The organism is Oribacterium sp. C9 (assembly GCF_002007235.1).
Lineage (GTDB): Bacteria > Bacillota > Clostridia > Lachnospirales > Lachnospiraceae > Oribacterium.
Map to the genome: position 1 here is coordinate 25685 of NZ_MUHW01000003.1, position 16347 is coordinate 42031.

15 protein-coding genes are annotated in these 16347 nt (G+C 43.7%); 1 reads left to right on the forward strand and 14 read right to left on the reverse strand.

From position 1 onward, the window contains the following. Positions 1-80 precede the first annotated feature (80 nt). A complete protein-coding gene (locus BXO88_RS02845) occupies positions 81-575 on the forward strand; it encodes a helix-turn-helix domain-containing protein (protein WP_078036266.1) in 495 nt (164 codons plus the stop codon). A gap of 136 nt (positions 576-711) precedes the next feature. On the opposite strand, the gene uvrA is transcribed toward BXO88_RS02845, so the two are convergent. The 14 genes from uvrA to BXO88_RS02915 form a co-directional block, all read right to left on the reverse strand. Further along, positions 712-3543: an excinuclease ABC subunit UvrA gene (gene uvrA, locus BXO88_RS02850; RefSeq protein ID WP_078036267.1), complete on the reverse strand. Its 2832-nt coding sequence runs from the start codon at positions 3541-3543 to the stop codon at positions 712-714. 138 nt (positions 3544-3681) lie between these two features. Next, a complete protein-coding gene (locus BXO88_RS02855) occupies positions 3682-4155 on the reverse strand; it encodes a Gx transporter family protein (protein WP_242945141.1) in 474 nt (157 codons plus the stop codon). Between the two features lie 230 nt (positions 4156-4385). Continuing rightward, positions 4386-4583, reverse strand: coding sequence for a cold-shock protein (locus tag BXO88_RS02860; RefSeq protein ID WP_044996063.1), 198 nt, complete (start codon positions 4581-4583; stop codon positions 4386-4388). A 165-nt stretch (positions 4584-4748) separates the two neighbouring features. Further along, positions 4749-5765: an Hsp33 family molecular chaperone HslO gene (gene hslO, locus BXO88_RS02865; protein ID WP_078036269.1), complete on the reverse strand. Its 1017-nt coding sequence runs from the start codon at positions 5763-5765 to the stop codon at positions 4749-4751. Further along, the gene (locus BXO88_RS02870) at positions 5765-6316 is read right to left on the reverse strand and encodes an SEC-C metal-binding domain-containing protein (RefSeq protein WP_078036270.1); all 552 of its coding nucleotides are present in this window, start codon (positions 6314-6316) and stop codon (positions 5765-5767) included. The genes hslO and BXO88_RS02870 overlap by 1 nt, the downstream gene beginning before the upstream one ends. Positions 6317-6545: 229 nt before the next feature. Next, entirely contained in the window at positions 6546-7391 is an 846-nt protein-coding gene (gene kduI / locus BXO88_RS02875) for a 5-dehydro-4-deoxy-D-glucuronate isomerase (protein WP_078036271.1), read from the reverse strand. Between the two features lie 230 nt (positions 7392-7621). Beyond that, positions 7622-8938: an AI-2E family transporter gene (locus BXO88_RS02880; protein ID WP_168171600.1), complete on the reverse strand. Its 1317-nt coding sequence runs from the start codon at positions 8936-8938 to the stop codon at positions 7622-7624. Between the two features lie 513 nt (positions 8939-9451). Beyond that, positions 9452-10186, reverse strand: coding sequence for a thiamine diphosphokinase (locus BXO88_RS02885; RefSeq protein ID WP_078036273.1), 735 nt, complete (start codon positions 10184-10186; stop codon positions 9452-9454). Then, positions 10183-10704: a nucleoside deaminase gene (locus BXO88_RS02890; protein WP_139355490.1), complete on the reverse strand. Its 522-nt coding sequence runs from the start codon at positions 10702-10704 to the stop codon at positions 10183-10185. The genes BXO88_RS02885 and BXO88_RS02890 overlap by 4 nt, the downstream gene beginning before the upstream one ends. A 5-nt stretch (positions 10705-10709) precedes the next feature. Further along, on the reverse strand, positions 10710-11483 hold the full coding sequence (gene udp, locus BXO88_RS02895; protein WP_078036275.1) for a uridine phosphorylase: 774 nt from the start codon (positions 11481-11483) through the stop codon (positions 10710-10712). A 1-nt stretch (position 11484) separates the two neighbouring features. Then, positions 11485-12186, reverse strand: a complete 702-nt coding sequence (gene deoD / locus BXO88_RS02900) for a purine-nucleoside phosphorylase (RefSeq protein WP_078036276.1) — start codon at positions 12184-12186, stop codon at positions 11485-11487. Between the two features lie 112 nt (positions 12187-12298). Further along, positions 12299-12718, reverse strand: a complete 420-nt coding sequence (gene cdd, locus BXO88_RS02905) for a cytidine deaminase (RefSeq protein WP_078036277.1) — start codon at positions 12716-12718, stop codon at positions 12299-12301. Between the two features lie 182 nt (positions 12719-12900). Beyond that, positions 12901-15381 (reverse strand): AAA family ATPase, encoded by a 2481-nt coding sequence (locus tag BXO88_RS02910; protein ID WP_078036278.1) that lies wholly within the window; start codon positions 15379-15381, stop codon positions 12901-12903. A gap of 13 nt (positions 15382-15394) precedes the next feature. Beyond that, positions 15395-16306, reverse strand: coding sequence for a hypothetical protein (locus BXO88_RS02915; protein ID WP_139355488.1), 912 nt, complete (start codon positions 16304-16306; stop codon positions 15395-15397). Positions 16307-16347: the final 41 nt, after the last annotated feature.

Here is a 16347-nt window from a genome sequence, read left to right on the forward strand (position 1 = left end):
AATAGCTATATGACTATACCCATTAGAAAATGTTTTATTTCTCCATCTTCACTTAAAATTCTGACATAAGGAGAAAACATATGGGTATCATAAAAAGACGAGCTAAGCATATTAAAACATATACAGAAGACCCGATATACAATAATGCAAGTTATCGCTTTGATTGGAAGATTCTTGGGAAGAACATCGCGAGACGCAGGCTGGAGCTTGGGTACACTCAACAGGATCTCTCTGATATCACTGGTATCCCTGCGGTTATGATCTCACAGTTTGAGAATAACCTGAACGGTAAACATCCAAATAACAGTCAGATAGTCATACTTATGCATGCTTTAAATATGGATGCAAATGCTATATATAGCGGAAATGCGGATTCAGGTACATTGAGTACTACCGATAAAAATCTGGCTGAGCTGATGGAAAACATACGTGCAGAGATATATAAATCCGACATATATAAAAGTGCCCAGATAAATGACAGAAGAAATATACCTAAGCCTCTGGGACTTAAAAAAGCAGAGTATACACCTCCTGAACCTAATGTGGCAGAGAATAAAAGAGACAGCTACTGGTAAAAAGGAGGGGTTAGAAGGCCGAGAATTGATTTAACAGATATTAAACTCTCGGTTAATGTATAATCTTTCTTTTCTTGATAAAGCAAAGGTGAGCGGTTTGTCCGCTCACCTTTTAGTATTATACCATCAATGTGGTTTACTTTTTAAGGTACTGCTTTATATACCTGCCTGTATGAGATTCCTTAACCTTTGCGACCTCTTCAGGGGTTCCCTTTGCAATGAGAGTGCCTCCCTTGTCTCCACCTTCAGGGCCCATGTCGATGATATAATCCGCACATTTGATAACATCCAGATTATGTTCGATAACTATAACAGTATTTCCGGTTTCCGCCAGCTTATCCAGCATAACTACCAGCTTATGAACATCTGCGAAATGTAATCCGGTAGTTGGCTCATCTAGTACATAGATAGTCTTACCGGTAGGTCTGCGGCTAAGCTCTGTTGCCAGTTTTATACGTTGTGCTTCACCGCCACTGAGCTCGGTACTGGGTTGACCAAGCTTCACATAACCGAGACCCACATCATAAAGAGTCTGGATCTTACGTGTTATGGAAGGAACGTTCTTGAAGAAGTCCAGAGCTTCTTCTACAGTCATCTCCAGAACATCGTAAATGCTCTTGTCTTTATACTTAACGTCAAGAGTTTCTCTGTTAAATCTCTTTCCGTTACATATCTCACAAGGGACATATACATCCGGAAGGAAGTTCATCTCGATTTTTACTATACCGTCTCCCTGACAGGCTTCACAACGACCGCCCTTTACATTGAAAGAGAAGCGCCCTTTACTGTAACCGTGAGCCTTGGCATCCGGTGTTCCCGCAAACAGGTCTCTGATCAGATCAAACACACCTGTGTATGTAGCAGGATTGGAACGTGGAGTACGTCCGATTGGTGACTGGTCTATGGCGATGATCTTATCAAGCTGCTTTATACCTTCGATTCGTTTATGCTTTCCTGCGATGGTTCTGGCTCTGTTAAGCTGTTTTGCCAGAGATTTGTATAATATCTCATTTACAAGAGAAGACTTGCCTGAGCCTGAAACTCCCGTAACACAGGTAAATACGCCAAGAGGAAAATCCACGTCTACATTTTTTAGGTTATTTTCCTCGGCTCCGACAACCTTTATCCAGCCCGTAGGTTTTCTTCTTATCTTAGGTACTGCGATCTTAAGCTTTCCGCTTAAGTACTGCCCGGTTACACTTCGCGGATTCGCCATGATCTCTTCCACATTTCCGGTAGCAACCACTTCACCGCCCTCTGACCCGGCTCCAGGACCTATATCTACAATGTAGTCAGCAGCACGCATGGTGTCTTCGTCATGCTCTACAACCAGAACTGAATTGCCGAGATCACGAAGATGCTTGAGAGTAGCGATAAGACGGTCGTTGTCTCGCTGGTGCAGACCGATGCTTGGCTCATCAAGTATATAAGCTACTCCCACCAGTCCAGAACCTATCTGTGTTGCAAGTCTGATACGCTGTGCTTCGCCTCCTGACAGAGTCCCTGCAGAGCGCGCAAGTGTCAGATAGTCTAGCCCCACATCCAGCATGAATTTGATACGGTTTCTGATCTCCTTTATGATCTCGTCGCCTATCTTGTGCTGCATGGCTGTGAGCTTAAGTTCGGTTATCCACTTGTAGAACTTTTCTATAGACAGGGTAGTTGCATCGTAAATGTTCAGATCACCGACAGTTACCGCAAGGCTGGTCGGCTTCAATCTGGCGCCATGGCAGCTTGGACATGGTGTTATACGCATGAACTGTTCGTACTCCACCTTCATCTTATCGGAGAAGCACTCCTTGTAACGACGGGCTACATTGGCAACAAGTCCTTCAAATGCAACGGTATGAACATTACCCTTACCGAACTGTGACTCGTAGTAGACTGTAACTGTTTCAGTACCTGTTCCGTTTATGATGATGTCTCGTGCCTTTTCACTTAATTCGCAGAATGGAGTATCTAGACTGAAATCATATCTTTCTGCCAGTGCCTTCAGCATAGCGTGAGTATAACTTCCTTCGTCCTTTGAATTCATCCATCCCATTACAGAAATGGCACCCTGATTTATGCTGAGTGTTTCATCAGGTATCATCAGTTCGACATCAAACTCCATTTTGTATCCTATACCGAAGCACTCAGGGCAGGCGCCGAAAGGGTTATTGAAGGAAAAGCTTCTTGGTTCAATTTCTTCTATAGATACACCGCAGTCAGGACATGCAAAGCTGGTTGAAAAATTGATGGGTTCACTTCCTATCACATCTACAGTCAGTTTTCCATCACTTAACTGCATGACCTGCTCGATGGAATCCGCAAGTCTCTTCTCTATGCCTTCCCTGATGACCAAACGATCCACTACTATCTCGATGGTATGTCTGATATTTTTTTCGAGCTTTATTTCCTCTGATAATTCATAGAGGTTGCCGTCGATTCGTACACGTACATATCCTGAACGTCTCGCACTGTCCAGAACCTTCTCGTGCATACCCTTCTTTCCTTTGACGATGGGGGCGAGAAGCTGTATACGGGTTCCTTCTTCCATAGTGAGAAGCTGGTCGACTATCTCGTCCACAGTCTGTCTCCTGATCTCCCTGCCGCAGTTGGGACAATGAGGCACACCCGTACGGGCGTATAAAAGTCTCATGTAATCATAGATTTCTGTTACTGTACCTACAGTTGAACGAGGGTTACGGTTAGTTGATTTCTGATCTATGGAAATCGCCGGACTGAGTCCTTCTATCATATCGACTCTCGGTTTTTCCATCTGACCCAGGAATTGACGAGCGTAGGATGAAAGAGACTGCATATATCTTCGTTGTCCTTCGGCATAGATGGTGTCGAACGCAAGCGAAGACTTTCCGGAGCCTGACAGACCGGTCATAACTACCAGTTCTTCTCGTGGAATGTCTACATCTATATGCTTGAGATTATGTTCACTTGCACCGCGAATTTTTATGTAATTCTTACCCATAGTGACCTCATATTCTATATAATTAAATCCAATGAAAAATGATTATAAATTAACCCGACAAACATTTGTTTGCCGGGTTAATTTTATCATGACTGTAATTTTAAATCAATAACACGAATGTATGTTTCAATATATTTATCAGTTGACCGTTCTCAGATATGTCTGAATCCTTTCTGTGATAAGACCTGATACCAGACCGATAACAGCACCAGCCGCAACACCTGCAATCATAAGTACGGGAAGATAAAGAAACAGTATTTCGCTGTGAAGCAGTAATATTGCCGCCATAAGCTGACCTACATTATGCATCACACCTCCGGTTACACTTACCACTGTCATATGGAAGCCACCTATTTTTAAGAGAATGAGCATGGTAAGAAAGCTGAGCCCAAAGCCTGCGAGAGAATATGCGAGTGTCATGGTATTACCGAACATGAAGCTTACCAGGATGATTCTCAGAAAGCTGATGATAAGTGTCGGTACAGGTCCCAGTGAGTAGAGACCGATGACCGTAACTATATTCGGTAATCCCAGTTTGACTCCGGGAACTCCTATATTGATTGGAATAATTGCTTCTACGTAACTGAGTATCATAGCAAGGGCCAGAAGCATGCCATACAAGCTAGTCTTTTTAGATGTCATTTTCATAACGGTTATTATAATTGACGGTACGGTTATCTGCAAGGTAATGTGCATCCGACTCATACCGCATAAAACATTAAAAACAAAAATGTAAAGTAAAAGCGGTATCCAAAAGGATACCGCTTGCTTTTATTTAGTTCTCTATACTTTTCTTGCAAATAATATATTAATTACAATTAAGGTACTGTGAAATCTAAAAATTAAAGCTTAATTACGTTTACTGCCTGAGGTCCCTTAGCGCCATCCTGAACGTTGAACTCAACATTCTGACCCTCTTCAAGTGACTTGAATCCATCACCTGTAAGTCCTGAATAGTGAACGAAAACGTCCTTTCCTGCCTCATCAGAAATGAAACCATAACCCTTCTGATTGTTGAACCACTTAACTGTACCCTTCATTGTGTATACCTCCATAAAGTACCTGCAGAATTATTTCTGCAACAGGGTCAATCTTAGCATAAACAAAAATCGAGGTCAATCAAATGTCGTACAACTTGACATACATTTTTTATTTAGCCAGCTATAATTAAAAAAGATATCTGATTTTTTGGGCTAAAATTCAAATCATTTGGCGTTGTCATACAAATTCTGGAGTTCAGCGGTAGAGAAGCTATAATGCTTCTCACAGTAATCACAGAATACATCCTGTGGTTTTCCGTCTTCGATCAGCTGTTCAAGCTCCTTTTTGCCAAGTGATATAAGGGCTTTTGAAACCTTGTCACGGCTGCAGTTGCAGTGGAACCGGACAGGAATATGATCATTTATCTCCAGATCCATATCTCCGAGAATGAACTGAAGCATCTCTTCAGGAGTCATTCCTTCATCCAGCATGCTGGTAACGGATTTTATACCGCTGAGCTTTGCCTCGAGCTTGGATATAACCTCATCTGTTGCATCAGGCATAAGCTGAATGATGAAGCCTCCAGCCTGTCTTACTGTGTTGTTTTTGTTCATGAGAACTCCAAGACCTACTGAAGAAGGTATCTGCTCAGACACAGCGAAATAATATGTGAGATCCTCTGCGATCTCGGATGTCTGAAGGTCTACGGATCCGATATATGGTTCCTTGAGACCGATATCCTTGATGACGCTGAGTTTACCCTGCCCTATGGCACCGCCAACATTGAGATGTCCTGCCTCGTTTGGAGGGAGGAGTACATTGGGATTTGAAACAAATCCCTTAACGTTACCCAGATTATCTGCTGTTGCAGTAAGTCCCTTTACAGGACCTTCGCCCTTTATAGTCAATGTGATCACAGATCTTGCACCCTTCAGGTCTACACCCATCATCAGAGCTGAGCTCATTAGTCTTCCGATAGCTGCTGTACATATAGGGAAAGTGTTGTGAGTTTTTCTGCACTCTTCCACCAGATCTTTTGTTGTGCATGCAAATGCACGAATCAGTCCATTGGAGGCAGTTGCTCTGACCACATAATCATGACTGCCCTCGATTTTTAATCGAGGGAGCCTCGCGGCTTTGAGCGGTTCAAAAGAATCCGTAAGGATTCTATCCTGATAAATGCCGGTGGAAGCATCAGCTTCCGAACCGGCACTTGTATTTACGCGAATCTTGTCAGCCATTACTGAACTCCGGCCATTGCCTTGAGCTCATTTTCCTGGTCGATACGCATATGACACTTCTTGTACTTCTTTCCAGAACCGCAAGGACACTGATCGTTAGGGTAGATCTTCTTGCCTTCACGACGGATGGTGCCTGATGCCTTCTGCTGACGATAAAGCTCGTGGCGCTTCTCCTCTGAAAGGATAGACTCCCATGCAGGAAGACCATAGAGCCAGCTTGCCTTAGCCTCAACCATGTTGTAGTAAAGCTTCTCAGGATCGATCTCGATCTTAACCTGAGTGTTTTCATCCATTGAGTCGATAGGATTGTGATATCCCTTTAAAGACTCGTCGATACCGTCAAGTACACCTGTGAAGTGGAATACGTCGATATGGAAATGATCAGCAAGTTCCTTTACTGTTCCCTCATATACGTGTGATGGATCCTTGAGGATCTCCTCATAGAAGCCCTTCTCAAGTGCAAAATATTCCTGCCAAAGCTGCTCCTGCTCTGCCTTGGAAAGTCCGTCGCCGTAAGCCTGGGTTCTCCAGGTTTCAAGTAATGTTGCCATAAATTTCTCCTTACCCCTTGTAGGGGATCTTTTTTTATAATATGCGAATATCCGAAAAGTCCGGACAATCTTTAAAAAGATGTACGTACAAAGTATCAGATTTTCTAAAAAAATCAATATCCATACGGATATTGATTTTTAAATATATCTATTTTTATAGGACATTCAGACACGGAAGTCAATGAAGAAAATGTATGAAAAAATCTTAATTCTGTATACCTGTGGCATGTTATCTTAAATCAGGTGTATAGATATTGTCCATATCGTCAAATTCCTGATTTTCACCGCCCATAGCCCAGATAAATGTGTAGTTGTGTGTAGCTGATGCGCAGTGGATAGACCATGAAGGTGAGATCACAGCATCGTAGTTATGCATAACGATGTGACGTGTCTCCTGAGGCTCTCCCATGAAATGGAAAACTACCTGATCCTCCGGTACCTCGAAATATGTATAGATCTCCATACGTCTCTCATGGGTATGACATGGCATGGTGTTCCATACAGATCCCGGTTTAAGCTCAGTCATGCCCATGCTGAGCTGAGCTGTCTTCAGTACATCCGGATGGATGAACTGATTTATCACACGCTGGTTGGCAAGCTCCGCTTCACCGCAGGGTCTGTGATTTGCTTCTGCCATGGTGATGAGCTTAGTCTCATAGCTTACATGTGCAGGGGCAGAAACCATATAGAACTTCGCCGGCTTTTGCTTGTCATCAGAAGAGAAAAGAACTTCCTTTGCACCCTTTGTTATATAAAGACAATCCTTATATCCGAGCTTATACTCCGTTCCGTCTACACTGATCCTTCCGGAGCCTTCGCCTATATTGAAAATGCCTATCTCACGGCGCTCCAGCACATAATGTGTGCCGAAATTATGCCAGCAGTCGATGCCTTTGTCCAGTGGTACAGTTTCTTCTACAGGCATACAGCCAAAAGTGACCATTCGGTCAACATGTGAATAAACGGCTACTACTTCATCAGGCTTATATAGACCGGTGATCAAAAACTCATTCCGGAGTTCTTCAGTTGTATATCTCTTTACGTCTTTCTGATTAGCACTATAACGAATATCCATAAATCTCCATTTCTCCCCCGGTGTTGGGTGGAATAACAGGTGATGAAAAATATCTGTTCATACCTTTTTCTGCAAAACTAAATCACCTCATCAATTATACATGAGAATCACGGTTTTGCAACGTGTAAACCGGTTTTTCTTCTATCCGTTGATGAGAAGAAAAACCGGTTTTCTTAAAGATTTATTTGTGGATGTCAGAAGCCGATATAGAATCGTTTTACACTCTTATTTTATACTTCAGTCTGGGTCTGAACCTCGTCCGAAGACTCTTTCACGGGATACCCCTTATCGTCCAGTACTATCTTTCGTTTATTCCGAAGATATGCTGTAAGTTTGTCTGTCATCTTAAGTATGATTCCCCATATAGGAACACCTACTATCATTCCGATGAAGCCGAAAAGTCCACCGAAAAGAAGGATAGAGAAAAGGACCCAGAAGCTGCTTATACCTGTGGATCCGTGAAGGATACTTGGACCGATGATATTACCGTCTACCTGCTGAAGAATAAGGATGAATATCGCAAAGTACAGTGCCTGTATAGGACTGGAGATAAGGATCAGTATGATAGAAGGTATAGCTCCGATGAAAGGTCCGAAAAAAGGAATGATATTGGTAATGCCTACAAACACGGATACAAGCATGGTGTATGGCATGTTCATGATAGAGAGTACTATGAAACATATCACTCCCACTATCAGGGAATCTATTATCTTTCCGAGGATGAATCCGCCGAACATGCTGTCTATTTCATGGAAGGTCACAAGCATGTTTTCTGCAAATTTTTGCGGGAAGATCGCAAATATGATTTTTCTTGCACCTACTGCAAGGGTTTCCTTAGTATTAAGAAGATATATCATGACGATTACGCCAATGATGAAATTCTTTACCCAGTTGATCATGGACCAGATACCTGAACCCAGTGGAGCAAGGGAGGCAAGCAGCGAAGCGAAATTACGGAAATTAGGCATAAGCTGCTCAAAAGAAAAATTGGTCAGAAACTTATAAAAATCATTAAAAGACTGGCTTAAATACCCTTCTATCTCAGGATAATCATTTATAAGCTTCATAACATTGCTGTATATTTTAGTCAGATTTGATGGCAGGGAATTGGACAGACTGATGAGAGATCTGTGCAGTTCAGGGATGATCATCGCTACCAAACCGAAAATCAAAAGCAGGAGACATAGCACGGTTACTATGGTTCCGGCTGTTTTTGAAAGGCTGACAGCCCATACAGGAACAGCTTCAGATTCTTGATTCCCGATATTACCGTTCGTTTTAGAAAGGCTGACAGACTTCCTCACTTTCAGCTTTTTCTTGGTCAGAAGATTAATTGTATTTCTGTAAATAAAATCATATACAGGGTTTAAAAGGTAGGCCATAACTATTCCATATATGATAGGTGTAAGTATATCCAGAAGCTTGTTTACACCCTCTCTGACAGCTCCGAAATTATGCAATGCCATGATGATAAGGGCGCTGCATACCAATACAAGGAATGATGTCGTTCCCCAGCGTATCTGAGTTTCCCATTTTTCTTTTTTCAAAACTACCCTCCTGAGATGCAAATGAATATATATACTAATCATTATACTATAGTATTTTGGGTGAGACTATGAGGAATTGTATCAGACTTGAAGATGTTGAAAGAAGGAATCCATCGTAGAAAACTGATGTCAAAGCGCAATTATTTCACAAAAAAAACCGGTGATCACTCACCGGTCTAAAATCATACGATTTTTATGGAGTAAGACCAAAACGCCGTACCACACGCTTGACTCCTAGCCTGTATGCTAGGTGGGAGACCTCACGAATACCGCTATAGTCCTTGACCAAATGGAAGGCATTATATGAGCATTCAAATGTTGGAATCCCGTAGGTCTTATTTGTAGGTTCAATTTGTGCGGCCTCGAACGTTCCAGTTATTTACTTCTTGAATGGATTATATCAAAGCAGCTTTATCTATTCAAGTATAGTATAGATGTCTCATAGAAAATTTATAAATGAAGATTATTTTTTTATTTTATGGATTATTTTTAAGGATCCGGAATAAATCTTCCTTAAATTCCGTACACCAGTATCAGTGTTCCATCCTCAACGCTTATCTCAGCCTCTGTTCCCACAAATTCATTACTGAGTCCTGTGGGTGTGAGACTGTTCAGAGTCACATCGTTGATGATGTATTTAAAGCCCTTCTCCGTCACGCCATAGGAGTGATCTGAATATGAAAATGCCGAGAAATAACCCTTCATGGTGTCAGGGAACCGAACAGAGGTATTCTTTATGGCTGTTGTGACCTGAGAAACATTGTACAGATATCCTCTTGCACCCTGATCAGCCAGAAAAGCAAGTATCTGAAGATTTGCAATGCTGTGGTCTATCCGTTTTCCTGTCCCGCCGATGATATGAAACTCTCTTATCCCCAGCTCGAGGCCTATTCTCACACATGCCATCATATCCGGATCGTTTTTTACAGGGTCGATCACCCTTGTTTCTACCCCATCCAGATCGAGCTTTTTCAGGTGATGTATGTACTCGGCTTTCTCTGCGTCATCGTAAATATCCAGATCCTTTACATTCCCTGTGGTGCCTTGTACTCCGTCTACATGCATGGAATCAAAATCTCCAACGATGAGATCAGGTACGATTCCCATGATTTTCAGATTTTCATATCCTGCATCTGCCGCGATGATGTAATCACATTTCGCAGGCTTTACCGGCATTCCGAAAAAATCTCCGGCTCCGACTATTATACATTTTCTCTGCTGTTCTGTATCTTCTGTTTCCTGCATCATCCCTTGTTCTTTTCCCGTAATCCCTTAAAAAAATCCGTCATTAGTCTGGTGCAATCGTCGTAAAGGACATCCTTCTTCACTTCACACTGATGATTGAAGCGGCTTTCATGAAGCATGTCCAGCACCGAACCGCAGCATCCCGCCTTCTGATTCATGGAGCCCATGACAACTCTCGGCAGTCGCGCCTGAACTATGGCTCCGGCGCACATGGGACAGGGTTCCAATGTCACATACATGGTGCAATCCTCAAGCCGCCAGTCCTCAAATGCCTTACATGCCTTTTTTATGGCGATGATCTCCGCATGCATGAGAGAGTTGTGTTTTTTATTTCTTTGATTGTAACCTCGTCCTATGATCGTACCGGGTTTAATGTTGTGTGCTTCTGCATTTTTATCAGCCTTGCTGTCCGGTTTAGTCCCATCATAAACGATGACGCACCCTATAGGTACGTCACCGTTCTTATGTGCTTTTTGGGCTTCCCGAATGGCAAGCTGCATATATTTTTCATCCTGAGTCAGTTCAGTCATTTCGCATCCTGCTTTATAAGTAGTTTTATGGCCTCGATGGCTGTCTTTATGGCCTTGTCGGTGTCATGCTCTATCTCATTACTGAGACCCTGTTTTACACGTTCCTGGTTGGACATGATGAAAAGGACTGAGCCTACTCTTACTTTGAGATAGGCTCCAACCGTAAAGAGGGCTGCTGATTCCATTTCGGAAGCCTTACAACCGAGCCTGAGCCATGACTGCCATTTGTTAAGCAACTCATAGCTGACAGGAAGGTCCTCAGGCTTATGCTGTCCGTAAAAAGCATCCTTACATTCAACTACTCCCACATGATGCCGGAAACCAAGCTTCTCCGCTGCCTGATTAAGAACAGAGGTGATCTCAAAATCCGCAGCCGCCGGCCACTCTATAGGAGCATATTCCTTTGAAGTTCCTTCCATACGTATGGCAGCGTTTGCGATGACCACATCTCCTGCCTGAACATCCAGATCCATGCCTCCGGCAGTGCCGATGCGGATGAATGTATCAGCTCCGCACATCTTCAGCTCCTCCATGGCGATGGATGCGGAAGGACCGCCTATGCCTGTTGATGTCACAGACACAGGTACGCCATCTATTTTTCCTGTATAAGTCACATATTCGCGATTGTCAGCTACAAAGACAGGATCATCGAAATATGCAGCGATTTTTTTACATCGTTTCGGGTCTCCGGGAAGAAGGACATATCTTCCGACCTGTCCCGGTGCCACTCCGATGTGATACATGGTCTTATCTTCACTGTAATTGATCATATCATGCAAGCTCCAGCGCAATGCGCATCATGTCATTGAAACTCTTTTCACGTTCTTCAGGTGTAAGTTCACCCTCCTTGAAAAGATGGTCTGAAATAGTAAGGATACAAAGGGCATGCTTGTGAGCGGCTGCAGCATTCATGTAGAGGCCTGCTCCCTCCATCTCACACGCGAGACAGCCCATGTCTCTCCACTTCTCGTTTCTTTCCTTGCGTCCATCATAGAATACATCTGATGAGACAATGTTTCCGACGCGGACATTGACTCCTAACCTATCAGCGGCTTCCACTGCCTTTGAAAGAAGGCTGTAATCTGCGATAGGTGCAAATGTACCGGGAAGCTCAAACTGTGCTGCATAGTTTGAATCTGTGCAGGCGCCCATGCCGATGATAACATCGTTGACATTGACATCCTCCTGCAAGCCTCCGGCTGAACCGATACGGATGATGTTATCGACATCATAGAAGTGGAAAAGCTCATAGGAATAGATGCCTATGGATGGGATACCCATTCCGCCTCCCATGACTGAAACCTTCTTGCCCTTATATGTTCCTGTGTATCCGAACATGTTTCTGACTGTATTGAAGCATACAGGGTTCTCGAGATAGGTCTCGGCGATGTACTTCGCACGGAGAGGGTCTCCCGGCATAAGGACTGTTTTGGCAATGTCTCCAAGCTCTGCTCTGTTGTGTGGTGTTGACATAATATTTCCCTCCAAATTTAATATCAGTTAATAAGTTTTTAGGTGTTAAATGGTGTGATGTGTGAAAGTGAGGATTGCTTCGTTGCTTCGCAACTTCCGCAGCGCAACACTTTCATAATAGATTTTCAGGGCCGAAGCTTTCCGGAAGAAGCTGTTCAAGCGTATAGGTCTTGTAATCCTCTGTGCTCTTTGCGAGTATGATCTCAAAAGTGGCAGGATCACAGAATTCCCTCATGACCTGACGGCATATACCGCAGGGTGAAGCATACTGAAGTTCCCCGTCGTCAGCTCCTCCGGTGATGACTATCCGTCTGAAATCATGGACTCCTTCACTGACAGCCTTGAAAAAAGCGGTTCTCTCGGCACAGTTGGCTGCACCATAGCTTGAGTTTTCCACGTTGCAGCCGGTGAAGATCTGTCCGCTTGCAGCTTCCAGAGCTGCTCCTACTCTATAGTGTGAATAAGGCGCATAGGATGAATTACGCATATCCAGAGCCTTTTCAATAAGTTTTTTTAAATCTTTCTCTGCCATAATATGTCCTTTGTTTTAATATGTGTCTGAGAATTATAGCACATTCTCAGACACTTTTCAGTTCCAAAGAAACACTGATTGATCCAGTGCTTCAAAAGAAGCTCCGGCGCATTAACGGATCACTGGGGAAAACAGACGAATTATCCGAAGATAAGACTGTGAAATGATTTGATCGGCTGCTTCTAATCCGCGGACTCCAGCCTGAATCCCAATGGGTATTTTCTTGGCTCCTTTTTATTCAGAAGTTCGGCACTCTCTGCGGCTGCCAGCCTGAAATCCTGAAGATTTATCTCTCTTCCGTCATTCTGGTCTATCTCAGCGCGAAGCAGCGTCTTTGACCAGGTTCTGTCAAAAAGATTTCTCACGTATCTGGCATTGGTGAATTTACCGGACTTGGTTACATTTTCAGGAAGCTGTTCAAAATAGTTCATTATCTCCTGCCTGAGACCTTCGTCCAGATGGAATCTATTCCGCCTTGCCATGCGAAGGAAAATCTCTCCCAGCTCCTTTCTGCTGAAATCCTTGAACTCTATCTCTCCGGGCATGAACTTGTCGATATCCGGCGCATCCTTACGGACCTTTTCAAGTTCCTCTCTGGTCAGGGACAGGATCACCAGTATGTTCTCATTTGCCTGCATCTCAGAGATGAGTGTTTCCAATGCTTCCTTATGAAAATCATAGTCAGGCTTCTGTTTGTAATCCTCCGGTGCGTCATAGTCGTCGAAATCCTTACCCATTTCATCCTGATCCGGAACTATCTCTTTTATCTCAGGATAAGGCTCATCAATGAACAGAACAGAATCCGTTGCGTCTCTGCATATACTCAGAGTCTTAGGGACTGTCTCACCCGGAACCGTTCCCATGAGATCCTTCATGCTGTGTTCAATGATATCTCCTTTTTTGAGTATACCCTTTTCTCTCAGGATCTCACCCAGTATCCTCGCGATGACTGTTCTTCCCGTTCCCGGATTTCCTACGAATCTGAGGCATCTTGGTTTTCCTTCAGCTGTCATTTCCTGTATGAGGGCATCCAGCTGCTCTCTCACTTCCTTAACTCCTATCATATCCGATAGCTCGTTCTCGGGAGCTGTATGGTCATGGTGTCTGTTGGAAATAAGGCTTTCCAGATCTGAATCAGTGATTTCCTGTAGCTGAAGTTTTTCCTCATTTTGTGATTCTGCAGCATCAAGGGACGTTAGGGCCCCCTTTTCTGGCTTAACAGTATCACTTTTCGCGGGTTCTGCTGACTCACCCTGTTCGCCGATGCTCTTTTCAAGCTTTTTCAGTACCATCTCCTTTACTACCTTGCTTATGGTGTTCATACCATAAAAACGTCCGTCGGATTTTTCTTCAGCGATTCTTTTCCTGAAAAGCTCCAACGCCTCCGGCGATATGCTGTAACCATAGCGCTTAAGCTGTGACACCGCTGTTTCTTCGAGAAGTGCCTGGTTAAGGGGCGGCAGTGTCACTACCTCAACAGTGAAAATATCACCTATGACATCAGCCACCTGATTAAGGACCTTTTTTTCCACATAAGGAATCCTGAATACATATCTGTACATATCCTTTTGTCCGTAGAGGAAAAGCAGGAAATCCCTGAACTCCGGATCATCGATCTGACCGACCCATGAGCTGATGTCGATACAGAACATGCTCGCTTCTGTCTGGGCTATGAACTGCTTCGCCATGGAGGTTGGTAGCCCCAATGATCTGCCGCAGGCAAGCTGTATCTCACAGCCTCCGAACTCAGAAGGAAGAAGATCAGAATCTCTCATGAAATCAAAGAACATTGATACTCTGGCGTTGATCCCGATATCCTGTTCTGCCGAGAAAAGAAACGCCCTGTCTTCAAGTACATCCACAAATTCCTCCGTTTGCAGCACAGGTGCGATCTTTCTCAGCCTTTCACATAAATGAATGAGACTGTCGCTGCCTTTCAGTTCCTTTATTCGCTGGAATGCGGGAGCTACATCATCCTTTTCATCCTTCTTTCCACCGAAGGAAATAGGATTCTGCCCCAGCTTTTTCTCGCCCTTCTTTTTACCTGTTTCCTGCTCCCTGTTCTTTTTTTGATGCTTTCCCGAGGAAGTTCCTCCCTCCTCTCCTATGGTAACTATATCTATATCTTCATTCGATTCATCCTCAGAATCCTTTGTGGATATATCGGGAGCTGTTCTCATACGCTTTCTTGCCGGCTTTTCACTATCCTTCCTTTGATGATTTTCAGAAACAGTGCCTGTTTTACCATGCCCCTCATCTCCGGCTGCTTTTCCGGGGCCTCTGCTGAATGCCTCCTCTATACCTGTACTGTCAATGTCTACCGCCTCGGATGATGGATGCCCGACTGAAACATTGGCATCGGAAAGCTCTTCGTCATCCGTATCCGACAGGATGCTTATCCGGTAATTTACGATTGCCTCCTGAACCTCGTAGCTCATTTCAAATCGATTTTCCAGAACCTTCCGGAGGTAGTAAACCAGCTTTTCTTCGTCAATCTCATTTTCGTCGTAGACAAAAGTGGTCTTTGTGACGCCCAGATACTGCACTTCCACAGGAAGCTGATCTGTCATGTCTTCTGCGATGATGCTGCAGGGGACGCTCATATCCTTTTCTGATACGGCGGCCAGCCATTGCTCATCGATGAAAATGGTTAATGCTCTCATGAGCCCCCCTTTCTCAGCTTATTTTCATAAGCTGTCCGGCGAGAGTGCCGTCATAGTTGTAATAAACTATTGAGTTATATCCGTAAAACAGCAGATGATCGCCGGTTTTTCCTTTTTTGGGTTTCCACATAGTGACACCATTGTGGAGAGTATTGAGCCCTTCATATTCATAATCTGTGGTTGTAGCTCCTTCGTTGTCACTCACAGTGACGCTAAGCTCTGTCACTGACTTTTGAGCGACCGTTACTGTAAGGTATTTCTTCGTTGGAACAGTCTGTATCACTTCTTTCATCCCGGTTTTCGTCGCACGTTTACCCGTGACTTTTTTCTCTGTTGTATCGATGATCCCGGAGTAGATTCCATCGAAGCTGTTTCCGTGGAGAACTGCTGCTCTTTGTATGGCTGCCTGAACTGCATTCTGATCGTAAGCCATGCGGTGCATGATCATTCCGTCCACAGTCCACTGTCCATATTCGTTGACAGTTCGTCCGTCGGGTGTTATTCCGTTTGTGATGTATACATTTGGTCTTATAAGATAATATCTTTCTGCCACGCCATCATTATCCTGATCGATCCATGCCCATGCTCCCTTAGAATCCTCTATCTGTTGAAGAGTGAGATCAGATGCCTCTACGCCGATTGAACCGGCAGAGGAACCTGTGGGAAATTCCGGGGCAGAGGAAGCTTTGCTGGTATATCTAGGCGTCACACCTTCTCCGGCTATGGAATATGCATACATATGTCCGGGTACTGCTGCTGTAAGCAGAGATATGATTATAACTGTTCGGAGAAACTTTCCGGAGAAGCTCATATTCGTACCTTTCGGGAAGACATCCACGTGTTTGATACTATCTCTGATTACTGAGAATAATAGTGGATGATCATTATTTTTCTTTTTAATGTTTAAGTGTGAATTCGTCCTCATTCTGTCTGTTGTTCTCCTAATTAAAAATAATATAGCTTTAT

What these genes read in the sequence shown, in the direction of transcription:
- BXO88_RS02845 (WP_078036266.1), top strand. Translation starts at nt 81, where the DNA reads ATGGGTATCATAAAAAGACGAGCTAAGCATATTAAAACATATACAGAA.
- uvrA (WP_078036267.1), bottom strand. Translation starts at nt 3,543, where the DNA reads ATGGGTAAGAATTACATAAAAATTCGCGGTGCAAGTGAACATAATCTC.
- BXO88_RS02855 (WP_242945141.1), bottom strand. Translation starts at nt 4,155, where the DNA reads ATGCTTCTGGCCCTTGCTATGATACTCAGTTACGTAGAAGCAATTATT.
- BXO88_RS02860 (WP_044996063.1), bottom strand. Translation starts at nt 4,583, where the DNA reads ATGAAGGGTACAGTTAAGTGGTTCAACAATCAGAAGGGTTATGGTTTC.
- hslO (WP_078036269.1), bottom strand. Translation starts at nt 5,765, where the DNA reads ATGGCTGACAAGATTCGCGTAAATACAAGTGCCGGTTCGGAAGCTGAT.
- BXO88_RS02870 (WP_078036270.1), bottom strand. Translation starts at nt 6,316, where the DNA reads ATGGCAACATTACTTGAAACCTGGAGAACCCAGGCTTACGGCGACGGA.
- kduI (WP_078036271.1), bottom strand. Translation starts at nt 7,391, where the DNA reads ATGGATATTCGTTATAGTGCTAATCAGAAAGACGTAAAGAGATATACA.
- BXO88_RS02885 (WP_078036273.1), bottom strand. Translation starts at nt 10,186, where the DNA reads ATGATGCAGGAAACAGAAGATACAGAACAGCAGAGAAAATGTATAATA.
- udp (WP_078036275.1), bottom strand. Translation starts at nt 11,483, where the DNA reads ATGATCAATTACAGTGAAGATAAGACCATGTATCACATCGGAGTGGCA.
- deoD (WP_078036276.1), bottom strand. Translation starts at nt 12,186, where the DNA reads ATGTCAACACCACACAACAGAGCAGAGCTTGGAGACATTGCCAAAACA.
- cdd (WP_078036277.1), bottom strand. Translation starts at nt 12,718, where the DNA reads ATGGCAGAGAAAGATTTAAAAAAACTTATTGAAAAGGCTCTGGATATG.
- BXO88_RS02910 (WP_078036278.1), bottom strand. Translation starts at nt 15,381, where the DNA reads ATGAGAGCATTAACCATTTTCATCGATGAGCAATGGCTGGCCGCCGTA.
- BXO88_RS02915 (WP_139355488.1), bottom strand. Translation starts at nt 16,306, where the DNA reads ATGAGGACGAATTCACACTTAAACATTAAAAAGAAAAATAATGATCAT.